The organism is Pseudoalteromonas sp. J2K-J599 (assembly GCF_059295115.2).
Genome location: NZ_CM200271.1, coordinates 2910628 through 2932308 on the forward strand (window position 1 = coordinate 2910628; position 21681 = coordinate 2932308).

Here is a 21681-nt window from a genome sequence, read left to right on the forward strand (position 1 = left end):
TTTAACGTTTTGCGTTAAATATTTTGGCGGTATAGGCAAAAGCCATACCGCTAAGTAACCCACCTAAGTGCGCCCAATTAGCCATACCTACAAACAATACATCAGCAAACCCAAGCACTAACCAAATCAACATAAAGCCAACAATAGCCGTACTTACAAGCGCAGGCTTGTTAGGATTTAAAAAGCTATGAATCCAGCAAAAACCAAGTAGCCCATACACCACACCACTCAAGCCGCCAAAATTGGGGCCAACCATTAAGTATTGTGCCCAATTACTTATAAGTGCAGTTACTAAAAACAAACCTATTAGGGTGAGTTTTCCGCATTGTTTTTCGATATTGTCACCAAGCGACATCCACCAAATTAAATTAAACACTATATGCATCGCGCTAAAATGTACGAGGGCGGGCGTTAACCAACTTAAAGGCTGCGTAGGTTTAAACTGCATCATGGTGTAAATGGTCTCAAAACCACCTAGTAAAAAAGCAAAATAAATTATAACGCTTACAATACTTACGGTTTGATTTAACCAGCTAAGCGCTTTAAATCGCGTCATTAGATTAAGTGATTGCCCTTGGTATTTAAGCGGCGATTGTGTGCTACCTACATCCCATGAAGCTTGTTGATAGCGTTCATGGTTAGGGTTTTGTGTAAATTCGGCCCATAAAGGTTGTATTTGATGAAAATGCTCAGGCGCAACACTAATAATGACATTGCTACCATCTGAGGAGCTTAATTGTCCTTGTAAACCTTGGCTTTTTAAATAATCTATAAAGCCCTGTGCGGCGCGCGGGTTATTTAAACTGCCAAGCTCTATCATCGCTCTACTTTCTCGCTGTAAGCAGCTTCCCAAGCTGTAAAGCCGCCATCCATACTGTAAACGTCTTCAAAACCTTGCTCAACTAAGTAGCTAGCTGCGCCTTGTGAGCTCATACCGTGGTAGCAGACAATAATAATTGGCTGATCGAATTCTTTTTCCATCATAAATTGTGCGATATTACCGTTAGAAAGTGCTTCTGAGCCTGGAATGCGACCGGCTTGATACGAATTAGGATCGCGAATATCTGCAATTACCACGTCTTCTTTATCTAAAAGCTCTAACGTTTGCGCTATAGAAATATGTTTAAATGCCATTGAAATCTCTTTAATTAATAGTATAAAAAAGGCGGCTAAAGCCGCCCTTCTTGTAATTTAGTTAGGAACTAATCCCAGTTTAAAATTACTTTACCTGACTGACCTGAAATCATCATATCAAAGCCAGCTTGGAAGTCATCCACAGAATATTGATGTGTAATGATTGGGTTTAAATCTAGGCCAGATTGAATCAAACTTGCCATTTTGTACCACGTTTCGAACATTTCGCGACCGTAAATACCTTTAATCACTAAACCTTTAAAAATAACTTGGTTCCAGTCAACTGCCATATCAGATGGTGGAATACCCAGCATGGCAATTTTACCGCCGTGGTTCATATTATTAAGCATTGAATTAAACGCGCTTGGCACACCTGACATTTCAAGGCCAATATCAAAACCCTCTGTCATACCTAGCTCTTTCATTACATCTTCAAGCTTTTCATTGGCAACGTTTACAGCGCGTGAAGCCCCCATTTTACGTGCTAAATCTAGGCGGTATTCGTTTACGTCGGTAATTACAACGTGGCGAGCACCAACATGTTTTGCAACAGCTGCTGCCATAATACCAATTGGGCCTGCACCAGTGATAAGTACATCTTCGCCAACTAAGTCAAACGATAGTGCGGTATGAACTGCGTTACCAAATGGGTCGAAAATAGAAGCGAGTTCGTCAGAAATATTATCTGGAATTTTAAATGCGTTAAATGCAGGAATAACTAAATATTCGGCAAACGCACCTTCACGGTTTACACCTACACCCGTTGTATTACGGCATAAATGTACACGCCCTGCACGACAATTTCGACAGTGGCCACACGTAATATGCCCTTCGCCAGATACGCGGTCGCCAACCTGAAAGCCACGAACTTCTTGGCCCATATCAACGACTTCACCAACATATTCATGGCCAACAACCATAGGCGTTGGAATAGTTTTACTTGCCCATTCGTCCCACTTGTAAATATGTACGTCGGTACCACAAATAGCTGTTTTGCGAATTTTAATCAGTAAGTCGTTATGACCTACTTCTGGCTTTGGTGCATCTGTCATCCAAATGCCCGGTTCTGCTTTTAATTTAGATAATGCTTTCATAATCCACACTCAACTAAAAAACCGAAGCGAGGCTTCGGTTTAAAATAAAATTAAATAACGCCCATTTCTTTACCAATACGGGTAAATGCATCGATAGCTGTATCGAGTTGCTCAATACTATGTGCCGCTGAAATTTGTGTACGAATACGCGCTTGCCCTTTTGGTACTACAGGGAATGAAAAACCGGTTACGTAAATGCCTTCAGCAAGTAATTTATCAGCCATTAACGAGGCTACTTTGGCATCTCCTAGCATTACAGGGATAATTGCATGATCTTTACCTGCACACGTAAAACCAGCAGCTTCCATTTGCTCACGGAAATATTTAGCATTTGACCAAAGTTTAGCGCGAAGCTCGCCGCCATTTTCAAGCATTTCAAGTACTTTAATTGATGCAGTAACAATTGAAGGCGCTAATGAGTTTGAGAACAAGTATGGGCGTGAACGCTGACGTAACCATTCAACAATTTCTTTTTTACCTGATGTGTAACCACCTGAAGCACCGCCCAGCGCCTTACCTAATGTACCGGTGATAATATCTACACGGTCTAATACATTACAGTACTCAGGTGTACCCTTACCATTTTCGCCAACAAAGCCAACTGCGTGAGAGTCATCTACCATTACAAGCGCATCATATTTATCGGCTAAGTCGCACACAGCTTCTAAATTACAAATAACGCCGTCCATAGAAAACACGCCATCGGTAGCAATTAGTTTAGTTTTAGCACCGGCTTCGTCTGCTGCAATAAGTTGCTTCTCAAGATCAGCCATGTCGTTATTTGCATAACGAAAACGTTTAGCTTTACATAAACGTACACCGTCAATAATTGATGCATGATTTAATGAATCAGAAATAATAGCGTCTTCTGCGCCTAAAATAGTTTCGAACAAACCTGTATTTGCGTCAAAACATGAAGAATATAAAATAGTATCTTCTGTTTCTAAAAACGCACTGATTTTTTGCTCTAGTGTTTTATGGATGTCTTGAGTGCCACAAATAAAACGCACTGAAGCCACACCAAAACCATGATTATTTAAACCATTCTGCGCCGCTTCAATTAACTCTGGGCTATTAGCTAAACCTAAATAGTTATTAGCACAAAAGTTGATTACTTTACCTGATGCAACTTCGATTTGAGCTTGCTGCTGGGACTTAATAATACGTTCGTTTTTATACAAACCTTCGGTTTTTACGTCTTCAATTTGCTGTTGTAGCTGGCTAAAAAAAGCAGATGCTCTCATCTAGGTTCTCCATATATTTGAACGGGTAAACAACCGCACTTTCGCGGCTGTTTATTATGCGGGGTATTGTAAAAGTTTAATGGGTAAAATGCACGGTTTGCAGTTCGTCGCAAACGCCCTCAGTTGGAAGGAATTCCTGCCAGTTTACAGGCTGTTTATTTATGTTTTTAAAAGTGCAGGTAAACTACTTATAGAATCGATAATTAAATCAGCTTCTTGCTTAGCGCTTTGGTCAAAGCTTTGCCCTGAACGCACTAAAACACGGGTAGTGATGCCCGCTTTTTTCGCAGCCTGCATATCACTGAGTTTATCGCCCACCATAATACTGCAAGCAGGGTCGATATTATGCTCTTGTATGCCTTGTAATAACATTCCTGGCGCAGGCTTTCTGCAACTGCACTCTTTCAAATATTCAGGGCGCGCTTTTTTAGGGTGATGCGGGCAAAAATACACATCGGTAACTTCAATGCTGTGGGCACTAAACTGGTCTTTCATCCAGTCGGTCAGTGCTAAAAAATCAGCTTCGGTGTAATAATCTCGACCAATTCCAGATTGATTAGTGACGATTATGATTTTATAGCCTGCATCATAAAATGTTTTACAAGTGCTAAAAACACCGTCAATAAATTCAAATTTATCGCTTTGATACACATAACCATGATCAACATTTACCACGCCATCTCGGTCTAAAAAAAGCGCTTTATTTTTTTGTTGTGCATTCATTACAAAGACTCTTTTTGTACAACATGGTCAAACATCGCTTTTACATCATCAACTGTAATTTGGCTCATTAAATCATCGCCTTTTACGCGTGTCCCCCACGCTACTTGCTCAGCCGTTTTACCTGTTTGCTTAAACAAGTTTTGATGATAAACCTCTACCACGTAGTCTTGGTATAAGTAAGGACCTGTGCGTGCTGGGTTTGAATGAGCATATAAACCAATAACCGGCGTACCAACTGTTACTGCCATATGCGCAGGACCCGTGTCGGGCGCAAGCACTAAGCTGCCACGCTTTAACACGCACAACAACTCTTTGAGTTTTGTTTTACCTACTAAATTTAAAATAGGCGTGTTGCTGTGCTCAATAATGCTATTTGCTAGGTTAATTTCAAGCTCTGTTGGGCCACCCGTCAATACCACCTTAAAGCCTTGCTCGCTTGCATAATCAGCCAATGTGGCATAACGATCAGCGAGCCAATTACGCTGCGCTTTACTAGCTGCGGGCGATATTACTAATAGTTTATTAGTTAGGTATTCTGATGTTAGTAACTCATCTGCAACCGCTTGGTCTTGCTCGGTGTATGGCATGTTCCAACTCGGTTTATAATCAGAAACACCAATGGCTTTTGCAAAACCTTTAAAGCCTTCAAGAACGTGCGCCTGAGCTTGTGGCTCTATTCGTTTATTAATAAATAAGCTATGTAATTCTTTTGAACGAGCCCAATCGAACCCTATTTTTACTTTTGCAGGAATACAACGCGCTACAAACCCAGCCCTTAATGCAACTTGCATATTAAGAAGCACATCAAACTTTTGGTTGTTGAAGCGTTGCTTTAAGCTTTTAAGCGCTGCTTTGCCTTGCTTTTTATCAAATACCACCAGCTCAACACCCTGTAAGTCAGCAAGTAACATGGCTTCTATTTTGCCAATTACCCAGGTGATTTTCGCATTCGGGTGTGCTTTTTGAATGGCTTGTACAGCACTCACACCATGACATACGTCACCAATGGCAGAGAGTCTTAATATACAAATAGATGAATAATTAGGAGCTTGAGTCACACATTCCCTTAGGTATTAAATACAAAAGCCGATCTTAAATTATAATCACGCTATTGCAAGCACTTATCCTGCGCTTTAAAACGCGCTAATATAGACACATTATTTAGCAATTACACAGAGCTATGTTTAAACAACACGTGCAAGGCAACCACACTGTATTAAGCCACCCTAAATACACAAGCCAAATTACCCTCGATTGGTTTGATGCAAATTATTGGCAACAACAAAATAAAATTGTGGGCGCTAAAAAAGGTCGAGCAACTGCGTGGTTTTTTAAGCAAGACGAATTAACAGCCGTACTTAGGCATTATTGGCGCGGTGGCTTAGTGGGTAAATTGCTAAGCGATCAATATTTATACCCAGGACTTGAACAAACCCGCGTATTTAAAGAGTTTAGCTTAATGAGTAAGCTTATAGAGCTTGGTTTAAACGTACCAACCCCTGTTGCAGCTAAAGTAACCCACAGCGGATTAATTTACCGTGGTGATATTATTACCGAGGCTGTTAAAGGCGCTAAAAGTGTACTCGATATATTAATTGAACGCCCATTGACTGAAGATGAGTTGGAGCGCATTGCTAAAACAATCGCGCTATTTCATTCAAAAGGTGTGTATCACGCCGATTTAAACATTAATAACATATTGTTTGATGATACTGGTGATGTGTATATTATCGACTTTGATAGAGGTGAAATAAGAGCGCCGAACCCACAGTGGCAACAAAGTAATATGGCACGCCTTGAGCGCTCATTTTTAAAAGAGCAAGGTCGAAATGATGTATTTAATTGGCAAGTGAATGACTGGCAAACTCTGCACAGCAACTACCTCAAAACACTCGCTAATATAAGTTAACTTAATATCAGTTAACTTAGTTAGCCAAAGCTAAATACTGCAGAGCAACCTGCTCTGCCTGTACTTGTTTTAGAATATCTGCGTTTTCTACATTTGGCTTATCTGCTAGCACCTGCATAACGGCATTGGCTAATGCCTCACTTTGTTGAACGGGTACTAAATATTTACTCAGCTCGCCTGTTAATATCTCGCTTGGTCCAAATGTACAATTAGTGCTAACTACCGGAGTACCCACCGCTAAAGCCTCAATTAATACCGTTGGCAGCCCTTCAAAATCAGAGCTCAAAACTAAAGCTTTGGCATGCTTAATCCAGTTGTATGGGTTTTGTTGAAATCCAGGCACTACTAACTGTTTATCTATGCCATATTGCTGTGCAAGCTTTAACGCTTTTGCAGGTTTATTACATAAAAGGACTAACTTGTATTTTTTATCAAGCTTTGCAAATGCTGCAAATAATATATCGTGGCGTTTTTGTTTAGCGAGCCTTCCTACATGAATTAAGTAAGACTCATTTGGGATGTCGTTATTTTTCTCATTTGCTTGTTGGTTTATTTTTTCAAAATCGAACGGGTTATAAATAGTCGCGATTGCACTTGGGTTAATTAAAGCCCCTTGTGTTATTTCTTTTTCAACACCCTTTGATACGCAAATAAGTGATTTACCATTTAAGTTTTGCTTACTTTTTTTAAGGTATAAATATGAAAATGGACCTAACTTTTTTTGACGGGCAAGTTCTGAATTGACGGAGTTATGAATAACAAAGTGAACATTTTTGATATTACTACGTGCAAGTAAATTATTACTTCTATCAAGGTTAGAAAGCACTAGGTCAATATTGCCAATCTCGCTTTGTTTTTTTTCAAACCACGCTTCTAATCGCAAAATACTATTTTTTCGCTGCCAGAATCTATCTACTTTAGATGCTCTATCAGGAAAAAGGCTGTCAACTTTAACTATATCAGGAATGTCATACTCAGCGTTGCTCGCAAGAGATAATATAGTGACATTGTGCTGTAGTTTCGCCATTTTTTCAGCCAAAGTAAGCATTACTTTTTCAGCACCACCACCTACTAGTGAATCAATTACAATCACTATATTCATAAGCGATCTCCTACAAGCATATTTTTTATACCAGTAGTGATCACGTCGAAGCTATGTGTACTATCGAGTTGCTTATACTTACCAATAAATTCACTATAAAAAGGCTCGGTAATAACTTGAGCTATTTTCGTTGTAATTTCATCAATATCAAGATTTGCTTTTATTACAACACCTGCATTAACGCAATGATCCAAACGTGTATTTTGATCTTTTGAGATAGCACATGCCACAACAGGGGTTTGAACTGCAATTGCTTGCAATAAAGTATCTCCACCACTAAGTAATGCGACTTTAGCTTGGCTCATTAATGCCAAAAATTCGGTTCCTTGCAGGCTTGATAAACAAGTAACCTCATCACTTTTAGGAATTGCTTTATTATAATTTGCACCAAACACAACAACTGCTTTTAACCCAGTATGCTTAGTAATTTTAAGCGCGGCTTTAAAGTAAACCTCAGCACAATTAAGATTATTTAATATATGCCCGCCAGAACCCGCATTAACAATAAAATAGCCATCAGATACTAAGTTATAGCGATTTAAAACATCACGTTTTTGCTCACAAGAAGCAAATGCAACAAAAGGGCCTACATTACGAGGGGGTGCCAAGGGAAACATGTCTAACTTCGCACTTTCAGCCCATGTAAGTGGCTCAATACAATAATCAGGCTGTACAACCCAATGTGTATCAATTAAATTAATCCTGTTTAGCTTCAATCCCTTAGCGCGTTTTTTTGCATGCTGAGAAATAAATATAACTTTAGCGCCTACTTTTTTAGCCGCTTTCATATGCCCTGCACGTCCTGCACAATCAAAAACAACGACGTCAGGTTTAAATTGCTCTATAAAGTCGCAAACAGAATCAAGCTCTTTAGTCCCTGAGTGTTCAAGCAATGTGGCTTCAAAAGGACACTTTTTTGCGTAGCTTGTATGCTTGTTTAGTATGAAGTGAATATCGAGAGAATCAGTAAGTTCTGCCTTTAAACTTTGAGCCAACAACAACGAGCGCATATATTCACCAATGCCTTCTGGTGATGATACGGGAATAAATAAAAGTCGTTTGTTGCTCATTACATTCTCAATTTCCTATTTGAACTCCAGTATACCAATCAGATACTTATTACGATAGCTAGGTTACATTTTAATATATTAAATTAGCTCTATAAATTTGATTATTTACTGCAATAACAAGCTTAGGTTGATAAACTTAGCCGCAATCTAAATCACAAGGATCTGAACTTTGCGAAACAGAATTTTTCTACTTTCTACTCTTTTTTGCGCTATGAGCGCGTCAGTTAATGCTGAACCATGGGTAAAACCCGATGATTACGGTCTTAGAGCTGATATTCAACAATTAGCTGATGCCGGTGTTATTTTAGCTCCTGTAACTACCTATCCGCTTATGTGGAAAAGTTTTATAAGTGATGTGCAAAGCATGCCGCTTGAGCAATTATCTCCAAGCTTGCAAGATGCTTTACTTCGCGTTAAGCATCGATATAAATCAGAAAATAGCAGCTCGCATAGTCTTCAATTATCTGCTTTTGCAGCCACAGATCCGATCATAGCAACAAGCTTTGGTGCAACAAATACACAAGAAACAGAGCTTTCAGCAGCTTACGCTTATTTAGGCGATAACTTTGCAGCTAAAGTAGCTATAAATTACAGAAGCGACGGTAAAAAATGTTTAGTTGATGGAAAAACGACTGACGATATAGTTACCGATGAGCAAGCTTTAACCGATTGTAACGATACCTCACTTGACGATAGTTACTTAGCTTACCGTTTAGGTAACTGGATTTTTAGAGCCGGTGCTGTTGAGCAATTTTGGGGACCTGGTGTTGATAACAGCTTAATTATGTCTGGTAATGCGAAACCTTTACCTGCACTAAGTGTAACCAGAGAAAAAAGTACTGCTTTTGAAACACCATGGTTAAGCTGGATTGGTCAATGGGGCTTTACCGCACAAATGGCTAAACTTGAGTCTACACGTGTTATACCTGATGCTTTACTGTGGAGTACTCGTGTTAATTTTCGCCCTATTCAACAGTTAGAAATTGCACTTAGCTGGTCTGCACAATGGGCAGGTGACGGACAACCGAGCTCTGCGGGTGATTTTATTGATGTCATAACTGGGCAAACAGCATGTATCGATGGCAATGAGAGTTGTGATAGCCAGTTAGAGTCGAAAATAGGTAATCAATTGGCTGGTATTGATATTCGTTGGTCAGATACCTTATTTGATCAACCATATGCGGTTTATGCCAGCACTATAGGTGAAGATGCTAGCTCACAGTTTAAACCCGCTGATAGAGCTTACTTATTTGGTGTGCAAACAACACAGCGCATTTATGCTCAAAACATATTAGTAAATGTTGAATATATAGATACTGGTGTTTCATGCCAAGCTGAATCAATAGTTGAAAATTGTTACTATGAGCATGATACTTATAAGTCTGGCTATCGCTACCATGGACGCACTATTGGTTCGACGTATGATAATGATTCGCAATCAGTTGTCCTAACCCTACTTGGTCAGCTTTCTAATGGTGATGATTGGCAGGTAAAATTACGCAGTGTTGATTACAACAGCGATAACCGTGACCTTTATCCTAATAATCCTGACTTAGGAAATACAATTACTAAAACAGGCTTTAATAGTAAGCAATTAGAGCTTCGTTATAGAATGCTTTCTATGGGAGGGCGAGTCACTTTAGGTGCTTTTGCATCTAACAATGACGGTGCTGAAAACGATACATCAGCATTTGCTAAGTATGAATTAAATTTTTAGTAAGTTACTTTATTAAAAATAAAAAGGGATGAAAACACTGTTTTCATCCCTTTTTTGTATTTTTTAAGCAAACTTAAATCAGTAATTATACCAATTGCATTAAATTATTGTTCTATTATAGCGATAAGAAAACAGCTCAATAACAAGGCTAAAATTATGATACATAGTTGTTCTATATAAATAGTTTTTAACGTAGTTAGTGAGTTATTTAATACGCTAAAATGATCATGTTTTTAATAAAATTGGTATTACTGTTTAATTTTACTAATGACTTTTGATGTTGAGCACCCATCTAAAAATTCAAGCACTTCAACTTTTCCGCCATGACGAAGTACGTGCTCAGCACCCGCTATTTGCTCTACGGTGTAGTCGCCACCTTTAACTAAAATATCAGGGCTTATTTGCTCAATTAATTTAGCGGGAGTATCGTTTTCATCTAAGCTACCAAACGGAATAACCCAATCAACTGATGAAAGTGCGCTAAGTACCATCGCACGCTCATCTAGCGGGTTAATAGGGCGTTCTGCCCCTTTTAAGCGCGTAATAGATTCATCATTATTTAATCCAACAACGAGTCTATCGCCTCGTGCTTTAGCTTGCGCTAAATAACGTACATGCCCCGCATGTAAAATATCAAAACAGCCATTAGTGAATACAATGGTTTCGCCGTTTTGTTTTGCAAATTCAATATGCTGAAGTACATCATCAAATGGTGTTTGGTAATGCTCACCAGTAGTATGTAAATACTGACCAAGCTTACGACTTAACTCTTCTGGCGAAACTGTAGCTGCACCAAATTTACTAACCGCTATACCTGCCGCTAAATTAGCAATTTCGACAGCATCTTTAGGTTCCATGCCAGCACCAAGCATAACCGCGAGTGTAGCTATAACCGTATCACCAGCCCCGGTTACATCGCTTACTTCAAGCTCTTGCGCTGCAAAATCAAATTTTTCATCTGCACTAATAAGCGACATACCTTGCTCAGAACGCGTAAGTAACATGGCTTTAATGCCATTTTTGCTTATTAAATCACGCGCACTTGCGGCTAAAGCCTCTTCTGAATCGGTTTGACCACCCGCTAACTTAAACTCATGTAAGTTAGGTGTAATGTAATCAGCACCTTCGTATAAGTGTAAGTCTGGCGATTTAGGGTCAATTAAAACGGTTTTTCCGGCGCCCTTAGCAAGGCTTATCATCTCTTTAATTAAGCTTAAAGATCCTTTGCTGTAATCAGAGAACACAATGAAGTCGTATTCATCAAGTACAAGCTCTAAGCGGTTTAATAAAAGCTGGCTATGTTGCTCAGTAAACATTTCTTCTAAATCAAGTCGAACCAATTGTTGGTGGCGGCTAATAACACGCATTTTTGAAATAGTTGGTAAATCACATACACTGACTAATTGTGAGCTTATTTTTTCACCTTTTAGGATGGTCTCTAAAATCTGCCCGCTTTCGTCCTCACCAATTAAACCCAATAAGCCAACTTTTGCATCTAACCGCGCTATATTTTTTGCAACGTTAGCTGCACCGCCCGCTTTGTCTTCAAATTTACTTACTTTAACAACCGGTACTGGCGCTTCTGGCGAAATGCGACCTGTATCACCATACCAATAGCGGTCTAGCATTACATCGCCAACAACTAATATTCGTGCCGCTGATAAGTTTTTTAATAACGATAAATCCATTACTGCTGCTCCGCAACAACCATATCCATGGCTTCACATAACCAGTGACCTATAAACATGTGAGCTTCTTGAATACGTGCTGTCTCGTCATTTTTTATAATAATAGGTAACTTAGCAATATCTTTTACTTTACCGCCATCACGCCCAGTTAATGCAACAGTAAAAGCGCCTAGTTTATTTGCAGCCTCTAATGCTAAATTAATATTGTTACTAGTACCTGATGTGGTTAAACCAATTACTAAATCTTCTGGCTTACATAACGCTTGAACTTGGCGTTCAAACACCGTATCAAAGTGATAATCGTTGCTGTGCGCTGTTAAAATAGAGGTGTCGGTGGTCAATGCCATTGAAGCAAGCGGACCACGTTCTAACTTATAACGCACTACAAATTCTGCAGCTAAATGCTGTGCATCTGCTGCACTACCACCGTTACCAAACCAAACAATCTTGCCACCAGCTTGTAATGCACTATGGCATGCTTCTAACAATTGCATAGATTCTTGATGATAAGCCTCCATCGTTTCAAATAATGCCTGATGACGGTTTAATGTTTCAACGTAGCTAGTTGCCACTGAATCGATAATTGACATGAAAAAATTCCTCTTGGAACTGAAATGGCAGGAAAAATTAAATTCATTATTCCATAATTTTATTTAATTGTGTGTATTTTATCGGGTTATAACTGAACCCAGACCATATTTTATAACGAGTATGTTTAGAAAACGGCTATTTCACGGTAAACTAACGCCAGTTCCCTTTAAGAAAGATCAGTATGGCACGCATTTTTTACTCATTCGCATTAATTATTATTAGCCCACTGATTGTATTTTATCTCTATATTTTACGAGGTAAAAAAAACCAAGGCTATCGTGCACACTTTAAAGAGCGCTTTGGGTTTGTCAGTAAGTCTTTATTTACGGTTAAAACCAAACCTTTAGTTTTTCATTGTGCATCTGTTGGTGAGGTACTTGCCGCAACGCCACTTATTAAAGCTTTGCAAAAAGTGCATCCAAATTTAAATATACTTATAACCTGTAATACTCCAACAGGCAGAGAGCAAATACTTAGCCAGTTTAAAAATACTGTAGCGTGTAGCTATTTACCAATCGATTTTCCGTTTGCGACGGCTCGATTTTTAAAGCGTATAAAGCCACAAGCATTATGTATTTTAGAAACCGAGCTATGGCCAAATTTAATGGCGATAAGCCACAAAAAAAACATACCAGTGCTTGTCATCAATGCAAGACTCTCTGAAAAGTCACAGCAGGGCTATCAAAAGGTCGCTAAATTAACGCATATTATTATGCGCTCAATTACGGTACTTGCGAGTCACAATAAAACAGATGCTAAACGTTTTATAGAGCTTGGTCTTGAAGCTTCAAAAAGCCATGTAACAGGCTCAATAAAATTTGATATAACACCAAGTGACGAGCAATTAGCTAAAGTACTCAACCTTAAACAGCTTTATAACAGTAATGAAGACAATAAAGATGAACGCTTTGTATGGGTGGCAGGCTCAACACATCCTGTTGAGCATGAGCTGGTACTTTTAGCCCATCAAGAATTACTAAAAAAGCAACCGAACGCATTACTTATAATTGCCCCGCGCCATCCAGAGCAATTTGACAAAGTGACAGAGCTTTTAACGCAAAGCCCACTTAGCTTTAGCCGTCGTAGCCAAAATAACTATAATAATGAGCAAATACTCCTTGCTGATACGCTTGGTGAATTACAGTGTTTATATGGCGCTGCAAATGTGAGCTTTATTGGTGGCAGCTTAATACGTAGAGGTGGGCATAACCCACTGGAATCAGCTGCATTTTCAGTAGGCGTAATAACAGGTCCACACACATACAATTTTGACCATGTTTATCCCGAGCTAACAAAGCTCAAAGGTGCTGTGGTGGTTGATAGTAACGACGAACTCGCAAAGCAGCTTATAACGCTTAGCCAAAACACAAAAGCGTGCCAAACCTTAGGTATTAAAGCTGCGCAATGCGTAACTAAAAACCAAGGTGCTATACAAAAAACACTTAACATTATTAATCAATATTTAGAGCCAAAACCGTGACCAATATAGCTATAAGCCAAACCCGTGAATGGGTGTCATCTGTTATTGTTAAATATAACTTTTGCCCATTTGCTCGAAAAGAAGTAGAAAACAACTGTATTCATTACATAGTAAGCTCTGCAACGAGCATGGATGATGCTGTAATGGATATGCTTGAGCAATGTGTTGAGCTTGACCGTGAACCAGAGCGCGAAACAACCCTAATCATGTTTGACAATGGCTTTAGTGACTTTGAAGACTTTTTAGACTTGGTCGATTTAGCTAATGCACTTTTAGTCGCGCAAGGCTTTGAAGGTAAGTATCAAATCGCTAATTTTCATCCTGATTACGTATTTGCTGACAGTGATGAAACCGATGCCGCAAACTACACAAATAGAGCGCCCTTTCCTACATTGCATTTAATCCGCGAAGCAAGTATGAGCGAAGCACTTGATAGTTATAACGAGCCTGAATCTATTCCTGAGCATAATATAAATCTAGCAAGGCGTAAGGGGATTGATTTTTGGCAGCAGTTACTTGAAGGCTGTAAAAAACCGAGCGCTTAAATGCTCGGTTTTATTTTGGTTTGTGCAGAACAAGACAATAACAAACGCTTATTTTTTAACCCAGTTACCATTTACTTCAACGTAATGACCACTTTGGGTTTTTTCAATTGTTTTAGCAGCAGCAAGTGCTTCTACTTGTGAAAGCGACAAGTTATTCTTTTTAGCGAGCTTTAAGTACTGCGCTTTACGCTTTGTATTTATGTCATCAACAACGGCTTTTGCCTCTGCGTTTTGTACAACAAGTCCTAAATAACCAGAGCTATCTTCACCTACAAAACCTTGGTTTTTAGCGTCATCAAGGCTAATAGCCCAAGCAGAGAAAGACATACATACTGCACTAACTAACGTAATAATATTTAATTTTTTCTTCGTATTCATGTTCTAGCTCCTTAAAATAACTCACTGTCGTCACTAAATAAATTGTCGAGTTCTTTATCTACTTTTACGCGAATTTCGTGATCGACCTTCACATTTAAATTAATAGTAATGGGCTCTTTAGCAGACACCTCAACACGATGCGTGCAAGCACTTAGTGTACTAATAGCACTCAGCGCGAGCAGTACTTTTATCAATAACGACTGTCTCATTATTAGTTTCCTTTTTGTGAGTATTGTTGCTCAACTTTTTGTGTAATTTCGTCACTTAAACGCAGTGCGCGTAAAAGTGTAAATACGTTTTCTTCGTGGTTATAATTAAAGTTAACCTGCTGCTGCTCTGCTTTATTATAGCCTTGCAAATTAACCCCTAGTTTTAACCAACCATCATTTTTTAGTGCCACACTGCTATTAAGTTTTTGAATATCTAAATTAGTTAATAGCCCTAACACAGGTTGTAACTCTTGCTGTTGCTGCATTACTGAATCAAAAGCGGCATTATTGGTAATTTTTAAATTACCTGTTCCTTGGCTAAATAAGCTACCGTCAATTATTTCAATTTTTCCACTATCAAAGTGAACCGGTAAAGACCCCGCCAAGCGTCCCGTTAATACAATGCCCGACTTATCGTCGAGTGTAACAAGTTTGCTTGCATCAATATTTTCAAACTTAACATTAGCAACTTGGTTTGGCTTCCCTACTGTGTAGCTATCTAATGAAAACTCACCACCAAACACACTTCCTTTTACATCATTTATAAGCGCGGTATTACTACTCACTTGCCACTTCCCTTCAACCGCTTTAACTACGGCACCCGCCCTAAGCTCATTTAAATTAAAGGTAGTTGGTTTTACATTAAGCTTACCTGAATTATATTCCCCGCTAAATGTACTGCTTAAATCGCTCGCAAGGTAATCGTTATACAATGCACTTGTATGACTAATCCCTATATTGAACAGTGCATTTTGTAAGTTTATATCGCCACTAATATAGCCATTAAATTCGCCCTCTGTTAACTGTGCAAGTGGCTCAAATTGACTAATAAACGCATTTAACGACAGCGCACTTTGTTCAGGAATAACTACTTCAAATGGATGAGCTTGCGACGACATATGATGATTTATCACTAACTCAACATCGTTTATAAATGCGTGATGCGTGGCTTTTAGTGCACGGCCTTGCAAGCCCGTAGACTCTACTTTTATATTATTAAGTTTTATGTCGGGGCTATTAACAGCCTTTATATTCGTTTTTGCTGTTAGATCAGCAAATAACTCACCTACGCCTAAATTAGCATTTGCTGTTAATGTGTTACTTATATCTGTGACTTTAAACTCTTTATATTCTGCGCTTTTTAATTGCTGAGTTAACGCTACCTCTGCGTTTAACTGTTTATCCATTTTTGCAGTTAAATCACCTTGGTATTGCACTGCACTTATATCAAACGCATCTACACTATTAAGCGTTAATTTAGCATTTATAAGCCCAATGGGTTTTAAGTCTATAAACTCACTTATATTAAAGTGACCACTAAGGCTAAGCCCATCCGCTGTTGCGGGTACAAACTCAGGTAAATTTTCAAGCATAACGGCGTAATCGCCTTTAATTGCAGTGCCAGATAACTGAGCATTAACGTTAATATTATTTATATCGGGTGTATTTATTTGAGCTGATAAAGTTGACTGTAAGTCTTTAAATGGAGATGTAATATTTAGTGTTGTATCTGTTATTAAAATATCAAATTGCTTATCGCCCACGCTTACCAAATTAATTGCAGGCACCCTCAACCCACTAGCCTCTAAGCTAATTGATTGAGGGAGTTTAAGTTGCCAATTTAAAGGAACTTGTTTGCTAATAAAGCCTGCATATTCACTTGGTGGAATTAACTCAGTACAGCTTGGTGTTAAATTAATTTTGTTATTAAGCAAATCGGTATTAAACATTAACGCTTGGCTATTTAAATTAAAACGCGTCGCCAATTTACCAGTGGTTAATACGTTAACTTTGCACTGCTCATACGTGTGAGCAAACTGGGAGCTAATATCGCCATTTAACTCAAGTTCTATACCATCAAAGCTAAATGCTTGCTGAGTATTAAAGTTAAAATCTGCTATTAATGTATTTTTAGTGTTTATAACGTGCTTTAAAAAAGTGTCATTAATTTCAAACTGACCCCTTACTTTATTAGCAGTCAAAATTGCACTTGCGTTTATATCACCTGAGACATTAAATTTATTTAGTTCGGGTTCTAATATGCTTATTTTAAGTGGCTTATTGAGCTCATCACTTTTTACTACAAGCTGTTTAATATTGATTAATGGACGATTTAAGGGAAGTGCTAAATCGAGATTTTTAGCAAGCTGATTAGCATTATCACTTTTAGGGAGTGGATTAACAGTTAGCACTGCATTTTCAATATCTACACGCTTTGTATTTGCAGTAATACCAGTAAGTTGTAATTGTTGATTTTGATAATTTAAACACACTCTGTCAGCATGAATATTTAAGCTAGACGTGATTGAAAAATCAAGGCAGTTTAATGTGACACCCGCTTTTTCGAGCTCAGGCGCTATAACCCACTGTAATAAAGGCAAGCGAAATACATAACCAAGCAGTAAGGTACTTAGCAATAAAACGCCAACAATTAAACCAATTCGCTTAAACATACTATCCTTAAATGCTTTGTGCTTTTAGCTATACTAATACCAACCTGCATAAATCTTTGATCAATTTAACGAATTAAATTGCACTATAACGTCGTTAAAAGTTTTTTATTTAGAACAAGTAGATATAAAAACTTTTGCCTAGTTCTAGCGTAATTTTCTTAACGTTAAATAGACCCCATATATAAGCAGATTGGTATAATCAAAAAAGGCTGCACAATGCAGCCTTTTTTATTTTACAGTAAGATTATGAATCTAACTTGTATAAACGTAAATATAATTAACCTACGTTTTTACGTGCGTTACGGAACATACGCATCCACGGGCTATCCTCGAGCCACTCATCTGGGTGCCAAGAATTGGCAACGCTTCTGAATACACGTTCTGGATGCGGCATCATTACAGTGGCACGACCATCAGTTGACGTAATACCGGTAATACCTTCTGGAGAACCATTAGGATTCGCTGGGTACTGCGTTGTAGGGTTACCGTAGTTATCTACAAATTTAACCGCTACAGTGCCGCTATCAAGCGCCGCTTTAGTGGCTGCATCGTTTGCAAACTCAGCATGACCTTCACCATGAGAAACCGCTATAGGCATACGCGAGCCAGCCATTCCGTTAAAGAACACAGACGGATTCTCTTGTATTTCTACTAAACTAAAGCGTGCTTCAAAACGCTCTGATTTATTAGTTACAAAGCGCGGCCAATGTTCAGTACCAGGGATCAACTCTTTTAACGTTGATAACATTTGGCAACCGTTACATACACCTAAGCTGAAAGTATCTTCACGGTGGAAAAAGTTTTGGAATTGATCGCGTGCCATGTCGTTAAACAAAATAGACTTAGCCCAACCTTCACCCGCACCAAGTACGTCACCGTATGAGAAACCACCACAGGCCACTAAACCTTTAAATTGCTCTAGTGTTAAACGACCTTCTAAAATGTCGCTCATGTGTACATCAACGGCTGCAAAACCTGCGCGATTAAACGCCGCCGCCATTTCTAAATGAGAGTTAACACCCTGCTCACGTAAAATAGCCATTTGCGGTTTAGCACCGGTTGCAATGTATGGCGCTGCTATATCTTCATTTAAATCAAAGTTAAGTTTTACGTTTAAGCCTGGATCTTTTGCATCAAATTTAGCATCAAACTCTTGCTTAGCACACTCAGGGTTATCACGGCGCGCTTGCATTTGATACGTTGTTTCAGCCCAAATAGTACGAAGCTCAGTACGCGTATGATTAAGTACCGTATTTTCGCCACGGTTAAATATAATCGTATCATCACTGTTAAGCGTGCCAATGTTGTGACTAATGGCTGCTATACCATGTTGTTCAAACACCACATTTACTGCATCTAAATCAGCATTAGCAACTTGAATTACCGCACCTAGCTCTTCGTTATAAAGCGCTTCAATGTCTGAACCTGTTAAAGCTGCTAAATCAACAGTTACACCGGTATGACCCGTAAACGCCATTTCAGCTACTGTGGTAAATAAACCACCATCTGAGCGGTCATGATAAGCAAGTAACTTACTATCAGCCACAAGTGCTTGCATTGCGTTATAGAAGCCTTTTAATAACTCAGGGCTATCAACATCAGGGGTTACATCACCTAATTGCTTATAAACTTGTGCAAGGCTTGATGCGCCCATGCGGTTTTTACCCGCACCTAAATCAACTAATATAAGCGATGTATCGCCTTTATCTGTGCGCAGTTGTGGAGTTACTGTTTTACGTACGTCGTCAACACGACCAAACGCAGTTATAACCAGTGAAAGCGGCGATGTTACTGACTTCTCTTGTGAGTCACCTTCATCTTTCCATGTCGTTTTCATCGACATAGAATCTTTACCTACAGGAATCGTTAAACCAAGCGCAGGGCAAAGCTCTTCGCCTACGGCTTTAACAGCTTCATATAAACCAGCATCTTCACCTGGGTGACCCGCTGCTGCCATCCAGTTTGCCGATAACTTAATGTTTTCAAGGCTACCAATATTTGCACAAGCAATATTAGTTAACGACTCTGCCACAGCTAAACGAGCAGATGCACCGTAATTAAGTAATGCAGCCGGAGTACGCTCACCGAGTGACATAGCTTCACCGTGGTAAGTGTCATACGTTGCCGCAGTTACAGCACAGTTAGCAACAGGTACTTGCCAAGGACCAACCATTTGGTCGCGCGCTACTAAACCCGTAACTGAGCGATCGCCGATTGTTATTAAGAATGTTTTTTCTGCAATGGTTGGTAAACGCATTAAGTGCTGCGCTGCATCTGCTGCATTTATTGATGTGATATCAAGCGCTTTGCCAACAACTTGCTTTGACGTTACATCGCGGTGCATTTTAGGTGCTTTACCTAATAATACGTCCAGCGGCAAATCAACAGGGTTATTTTCAAAGTGGCTGTCTGACACTGTTAAGTGAGGTTCAGCGGTTGCTTCACCAATAACAGCGTACTGGGCACGTTCGCGCTTACAAATTGCTTCAAAGCGGTCAAAGTCCTCTACGCCAACAGCGAGTACATAACGCTCTTGTGATTCATTACACCAAATTTCGTGTGGTGCCATGCCTGGCTCATCGTTAGGAATGCTACGTAATTGGAACTTACCACCACGTCCGCCATCATTAACAAGCTCAGGAAACGCGTTAGATAAACCACCGGCACCTACATCATGGATGAATGCAATTGGGTTTTCGTCACCAAGCTGCCAACATTTATCGATAACTTCTTGGCAACGGCGTTCCATTTCTGGGTTTTCGCGCTGTACTGAAGCAAAGTCTAAATCTTCGTTTGACTGACCAGAGGCCATACTTGATGCAGCACCACCGCCTAAACCAATGTTCATTGCAGGTCCGCCTAGCGCAATTAACTTAGCGCCAACAGGAATATCGCCTTTTTGAACATGATCAGAGCGAATATTGCCTAAACCACCGGCAAGCATAATTGGTTTATGGTAACCACGCACTTCTTCACCATTATGGCTTGTTACTTTTTCTTCGTAAGTACGGAAATAGCCTAACAAGTTAGGACGACCAAACTCATTATTAAATGCAGCGCCACCTAGTGGACCTTCTGTCATTATATCAAGTGCGTTTACAATACGACCCGGCTTACCAAAATCGCTTTCCCACGGTTGCTCGTAACCTGGAATACGTAAATTTGATACAGTAAAGCCAACTAAGCCTGCTTTTGGCTTAGAGCCACGACCAGTTGCGCCTTCATCGCGAATCTCACCACCAGAACCTGTAGCAGCACCTGAGAATGGCGCAATAGCTGTTGGGTGGTTATGAGTTTCAACTTTCATTAGTATTTCAATGTCTTCTTGATGATACGCATATTCACCTTGCGCATTTGGGAAGAAGCGACCCGCTTTTGAGCCTTTCATTACTGCCGCGTTATCTTTATACGCCGACAATACATTTTCAGGATTTAGCTCAAACGTATTTTTAATCATTTTAAACAGCGATTTTGGCTGCTCTTTACCATCGATTGTCCAGTCAGCATTAAATATTTTATGGCGACAATGCTCTGAGTTCGCTTGTGCAAACATAAACAATTCGATGTCGTTAGGGTTACGTCCTAACTTTGTAAAATTTTCTACTAAGTAGTCTATTTCGTCATCAGCAAGCGCAAAGCCTTGCTCAACATTGGCTGTTGCTAGTGCTTCGCGTCCACCACCTAAAATATCGACAGACGACATTTGGCGTGGGGCATCACTGCGAAACAGCTGGGCCGCATCTTCAAGTTCATTGTGTGTGGCTTCAGTCATGCGGTCGTGCAATAACGCAGTTACTTGTGCAAGTTGTTCTGCGTTTAAATCACCTTCAACATAATAAGCAATACCGCGTTCAACACGGTGAACCTGCTTTAAACCACAGTTGTGGGCGATGTCGGTAGCTTTAGATGCCCAAGGTGAAATGGTACCTGGGCGAGGTGTAACAAGTACAAGTTTGCCAGCTGGGGTATGCTCAGCAATAGTTGGACCGTAAGTTAATAGTTTTTCAAGCTTGGTTTGCTCAGAGCTACTCAACGGCGATGTTAAATCGGCAAAGTGAGCATACTCGGCGTATACGTTAGTGACTGGAAGTTGCGATTGTTGGCAACGCGCTAAAATTTTATTAACTCTGAACTCTGAAAGTGCTGGTGCACCACGAAGGATCAACATAGGTAATTTCATCCGGGGTTAGGGATTGAACGATATTTTAGGCACGCATTATAGTCCAATTAGCATTCAGATTTAACTCAAAATTACGCTTTTCATAAAATTAACTTTTTAGCTTTATTTATAGCCTCTTTTGGTTAATAAAATAAAAGGTAAAGTGACGCGATGGCTTAGTTTTG

The 21681-nt window shown here is 39.5% G+C and carries 18 protein-coding genes; 4 read left to right on the forward strand and 14 right to left on the reverse strand.

Annotation, left to right across the window (positions count from 1 at the left end):
* Position 1 precedes the first annotated feature (1 nt).
* From glpG to AC5NT5_RS13220, 6 genes are all read right to left on the reverse strand, one after another.
* Positions 2 to 820 (reverse strand): rhomboid family intramembrane serine protease GlpG, encoded by an 819-nt coding sequence (glpG, locus tag AC5NT5_RS13195; RefSeq protein WP_024595695.1) that lies wholly within the window; start codon positions 818 to 820, stop codon positions 2 to 4.
* Entirely contained in the window at positions 817 to 1134 is a 318-nt protein-coding gene (gene glpE, locus AC5NT5_RS13200; RefSeq protein ID WP_010554397.1) for a thiosulfate sulfurtransferase GlpE, read from the reverse strand. Before glpE ends, glpG begins: the two co-directional genes overlap by 4 nt.
* A 68-nt stretch (positions 1135 to 1202) precedes the next feature.
* The gene (gene tdh / locus AC5NT5_RS13205; protein ID WP_024595694.1) at positions 1203 to 2228 is read right to left on the reverse strand and encodes an L-threonine 3-dehydrogenase; all 1026 of its coding nucleotides are present in this window, start codon (positions 2226 to 2228) and stop codon (positions 1203 to 1205) included.
* A gap of 50 nt (positions 2229 to 2278) precedes the next feature.
* Positions 2279 to 3472, reverse strand: a complete 1194-nt coding sequence (locus AC5NT5_RS13210; protein ID WP_002961055.1) for a glycine C-acetyltransferase — start codon at positions 3470 to 3472, stop codon at positions 2279 to 2281.
* A 159-nt stretch (positions 3473 to 3631) separates the two neighbouring features.
* The gene (gmhB, locus tag AC5NT5_RS13215; RefSeq protein ID WP_494513982.1) at positions 3632 to 4195 is read right to left on the reverse strand and encodes a D-glycero-beta-D-manno-heptose 1,7-bisphosphate 7-phosphatase; all 564 of its coding nucleotides are present in this window, start codon (positions 4193 to 4195) and stop codon (positions 3632 to 3634) included.
* Positions 4195 to 5253 carry a glycosyltransferase family 9 protein gene (locus AC5NT5_RS13220; RefSeq protein WP_494513981.1) on the reverse strand — a complete coding sequence of 353 codons (1059 nt, stop codon included), beginning with the start codon at positions 5251 to 5253 and terminating at the stop codon, positions 4195 to 4197. The genes gmhB and AC5NT5_RS13220 overlap by 1 nt, the downstream gene beginning before the upstream one ends.
* Before the next feature lie 122 nt (positions 5254 to 5375).
* On the opposite strand from AC5NT5_RS13220, the gene AC5NT5_RS13225 reads away from it, so the two are divergent.
* The gene (locus AC5NT5_RS13225; protein WP_494513980.1) at positions 5376 to 6104 is read left to right on the forward strand and encodes a 3-deoxy-D-manno-octulosonic acid kinase; all 729 of its coding nucleotides are present in this window, start codon (positions 5376 to 5378) and stop codon (positions 6102 to 6104) included.
* 16 nt (positions 6105 to 6120) lie between these two features.
* Here AC5NT5_RS13225 and AC5NT5_RS13230 read toward each other — a convergent pair whose 3' ends face one another.
* Complete coding sequence (locus AC5NT5_RS13230) at positions 6121 to 7206, reverse strand: glycosyltransferase (RefSeq protein ID WP_182712282.1); 1086 nt, start codon at positions 7204 to 7206, stop codon at positions 6121 to 6123.
* Positions 7203 to 8276 carry a glycosyltransferase gene (locus AC5NT5_RS13235; RefSeq protein WP_182712283.1) on the reverse strand — a complete coding sequence of 358 codons (1074 nt, stop codon included), beginning with the start codon at positions 8274 to 8276 and terminating at the stop codon, positions 7203 to 7205. Before AC5NT5_RS13235 ends, AC5NT5_RS13230 begins: the two co-directional genes overlap by 4 nt.
* Before the next feature lie 211 nt (positions 8277 to 8487).
* Between AC5NT5_RS13235 and AC5NT5_RS13240 the strand changes: the two genes are divergently transcribed.
* Positions 8488 to 9993 carry a capsule assembly Wzi family protein gene (locus tag AC5NT5_RS13240; protein ID WP_182712293.1) on the forward strand — a complete coding sequence of 502 codons (1506 nt, stop codon included), beginning with the start codon at positions 8488 to 8490 and terminating at the stop codon, positions 9991 to 9993.
* Between the two features lie 248 nt (positions 9994 to 10241).
* Here AC5NT5_RS13240 and hldE read toward each other — a convergent pair whose 3' ends face one another.
* Both hldE and AC5NT5_RS13250 read right to left on the reverse strand, forming a co-directional pair.
* Positions 10242 to 11681, reverse strand: a complete 1440-nt coding sequence (gene hldE, locus AC5NT5_RS13245) for a bifunctional D-glycero-beta-D-manno-heptose-7-phosphate kinase/D-glycero-beta-D-manno-heptose 1-phosphate adenylyltransferase HldE (protein ID WP_494513979.1) — start codon at positions 11679 to 11681, stop codon at positions 10242 to 10244.
* Complete coding sequence (locus tag AC5NT5_RS13250) at positions 11681 to 12271, reverse strand: SIS domain-containing protein (RefSeq protein WP_002961065.1); 591 nt, start codon at positions 12269 to 12271, stop codon at positions 11681 to 11683. The genes hldE and AC5NT5_RS13250 overlap by 1 nt, the downstream gene beginning before the upstream one ends.
* A gap of 182 nt (positions 12272 to 12453) precedes the next feature.
* Here AC5NT5_RS13250 and waaA point away from each other — a divergent pair, with 182 nt between their 5' ends.
* Both waaA and AC5NT5_RS13260 read left to right on the forward strand, forming a co-directional pair.
* Positions 12454 to 13752: a lipid IV(A) 3-deoxy-D-manno-octulosonic acid transferase gene (gene waaA / locus AC5NT5_RS13255; RefSeq protein ID WP_494513978.1), complete on the forward strand. Its 1299-nt coding sequence runs from the start codon at positions 12454 to 12456 to the stop codon at positions 13750 to 13752.
* On the forward strand, positions 13749 to 14297 hold the full coding sequence (locus AC5NT5_RS13260) for a DUF1415 domain-containing protein (RefSeq protein ID WP_002961067.1): 549 nt from the start codon (positions 13749 to 13751) through the stop codon (positions 14295 to 14297). The genes waaA and AC5NT5_RS13260 overlap by 4 nt, the downstream gene beginning before the upstream one ends.
* Positions 14298 to 14345: 48 nt before the next feature.
* On the opposite strand, the gene AC5NT5_RS13265 is transcribed toward AC5NT5_RS13260, so the two are convergent.
* The 4 genes from AC5NT5_RS13265 to purL form a co-directional block, all read right to left on the reverse strand.
* Positions 14346 to 14675 (reverse strand): YdbL family probable chaperone protein, encoded by a 330-nt coding sequence (locus AC5NT5_RS13265; RefSeq protein WP_182735905.1) that lies wholly within the window; start codon positions 14673 to 14675, stop codon positions 14346 to 14348.
* A gap of 11 nt (positions 14676 to 14686) precedes the next feature.
* Positions 14687 to 14884, reverse strand: coding sequence for a YnbE family lipoprotein (locus AC5NT5_RS13270; protein ID WP_024595684.1), 198 nt, complete (start codon positions 14882 to 14884; stop codon positions 14687 to 14689).
* A 2-nt stretch (positions 14885 to 14886) separates the two neighbouring features.
* The gene (locus tag AC5NT5_RS13275; protein ID WP_494513977.1) at positions 14887 to 17337 is read right to left on the reverse strand and encodes an intermembrane phospholipid transport YdbH family protein; all 2451 of its coding nucleotides are present in this window, start codon (positions 17335 to 17337) and stop codon (positions 14887 to 14889) included.
* 277 nt (positions 17338 to 17614) lie between these two features.
* On the reverse strand, positions 17615 to 21505 hold the full coding sequence (purL, locus tag AC5NT5_RS13280) for a phosphoribosylformylglycinamidine synthase (protein ID WP_494513976.1): 3891 nt from the start codon (positions 21503 to 21505) through the stop codon (positions 17615 to 17617).
* Between the last annotated feature and the right edge of the window lie 176 nt (positions 21506 to 21681).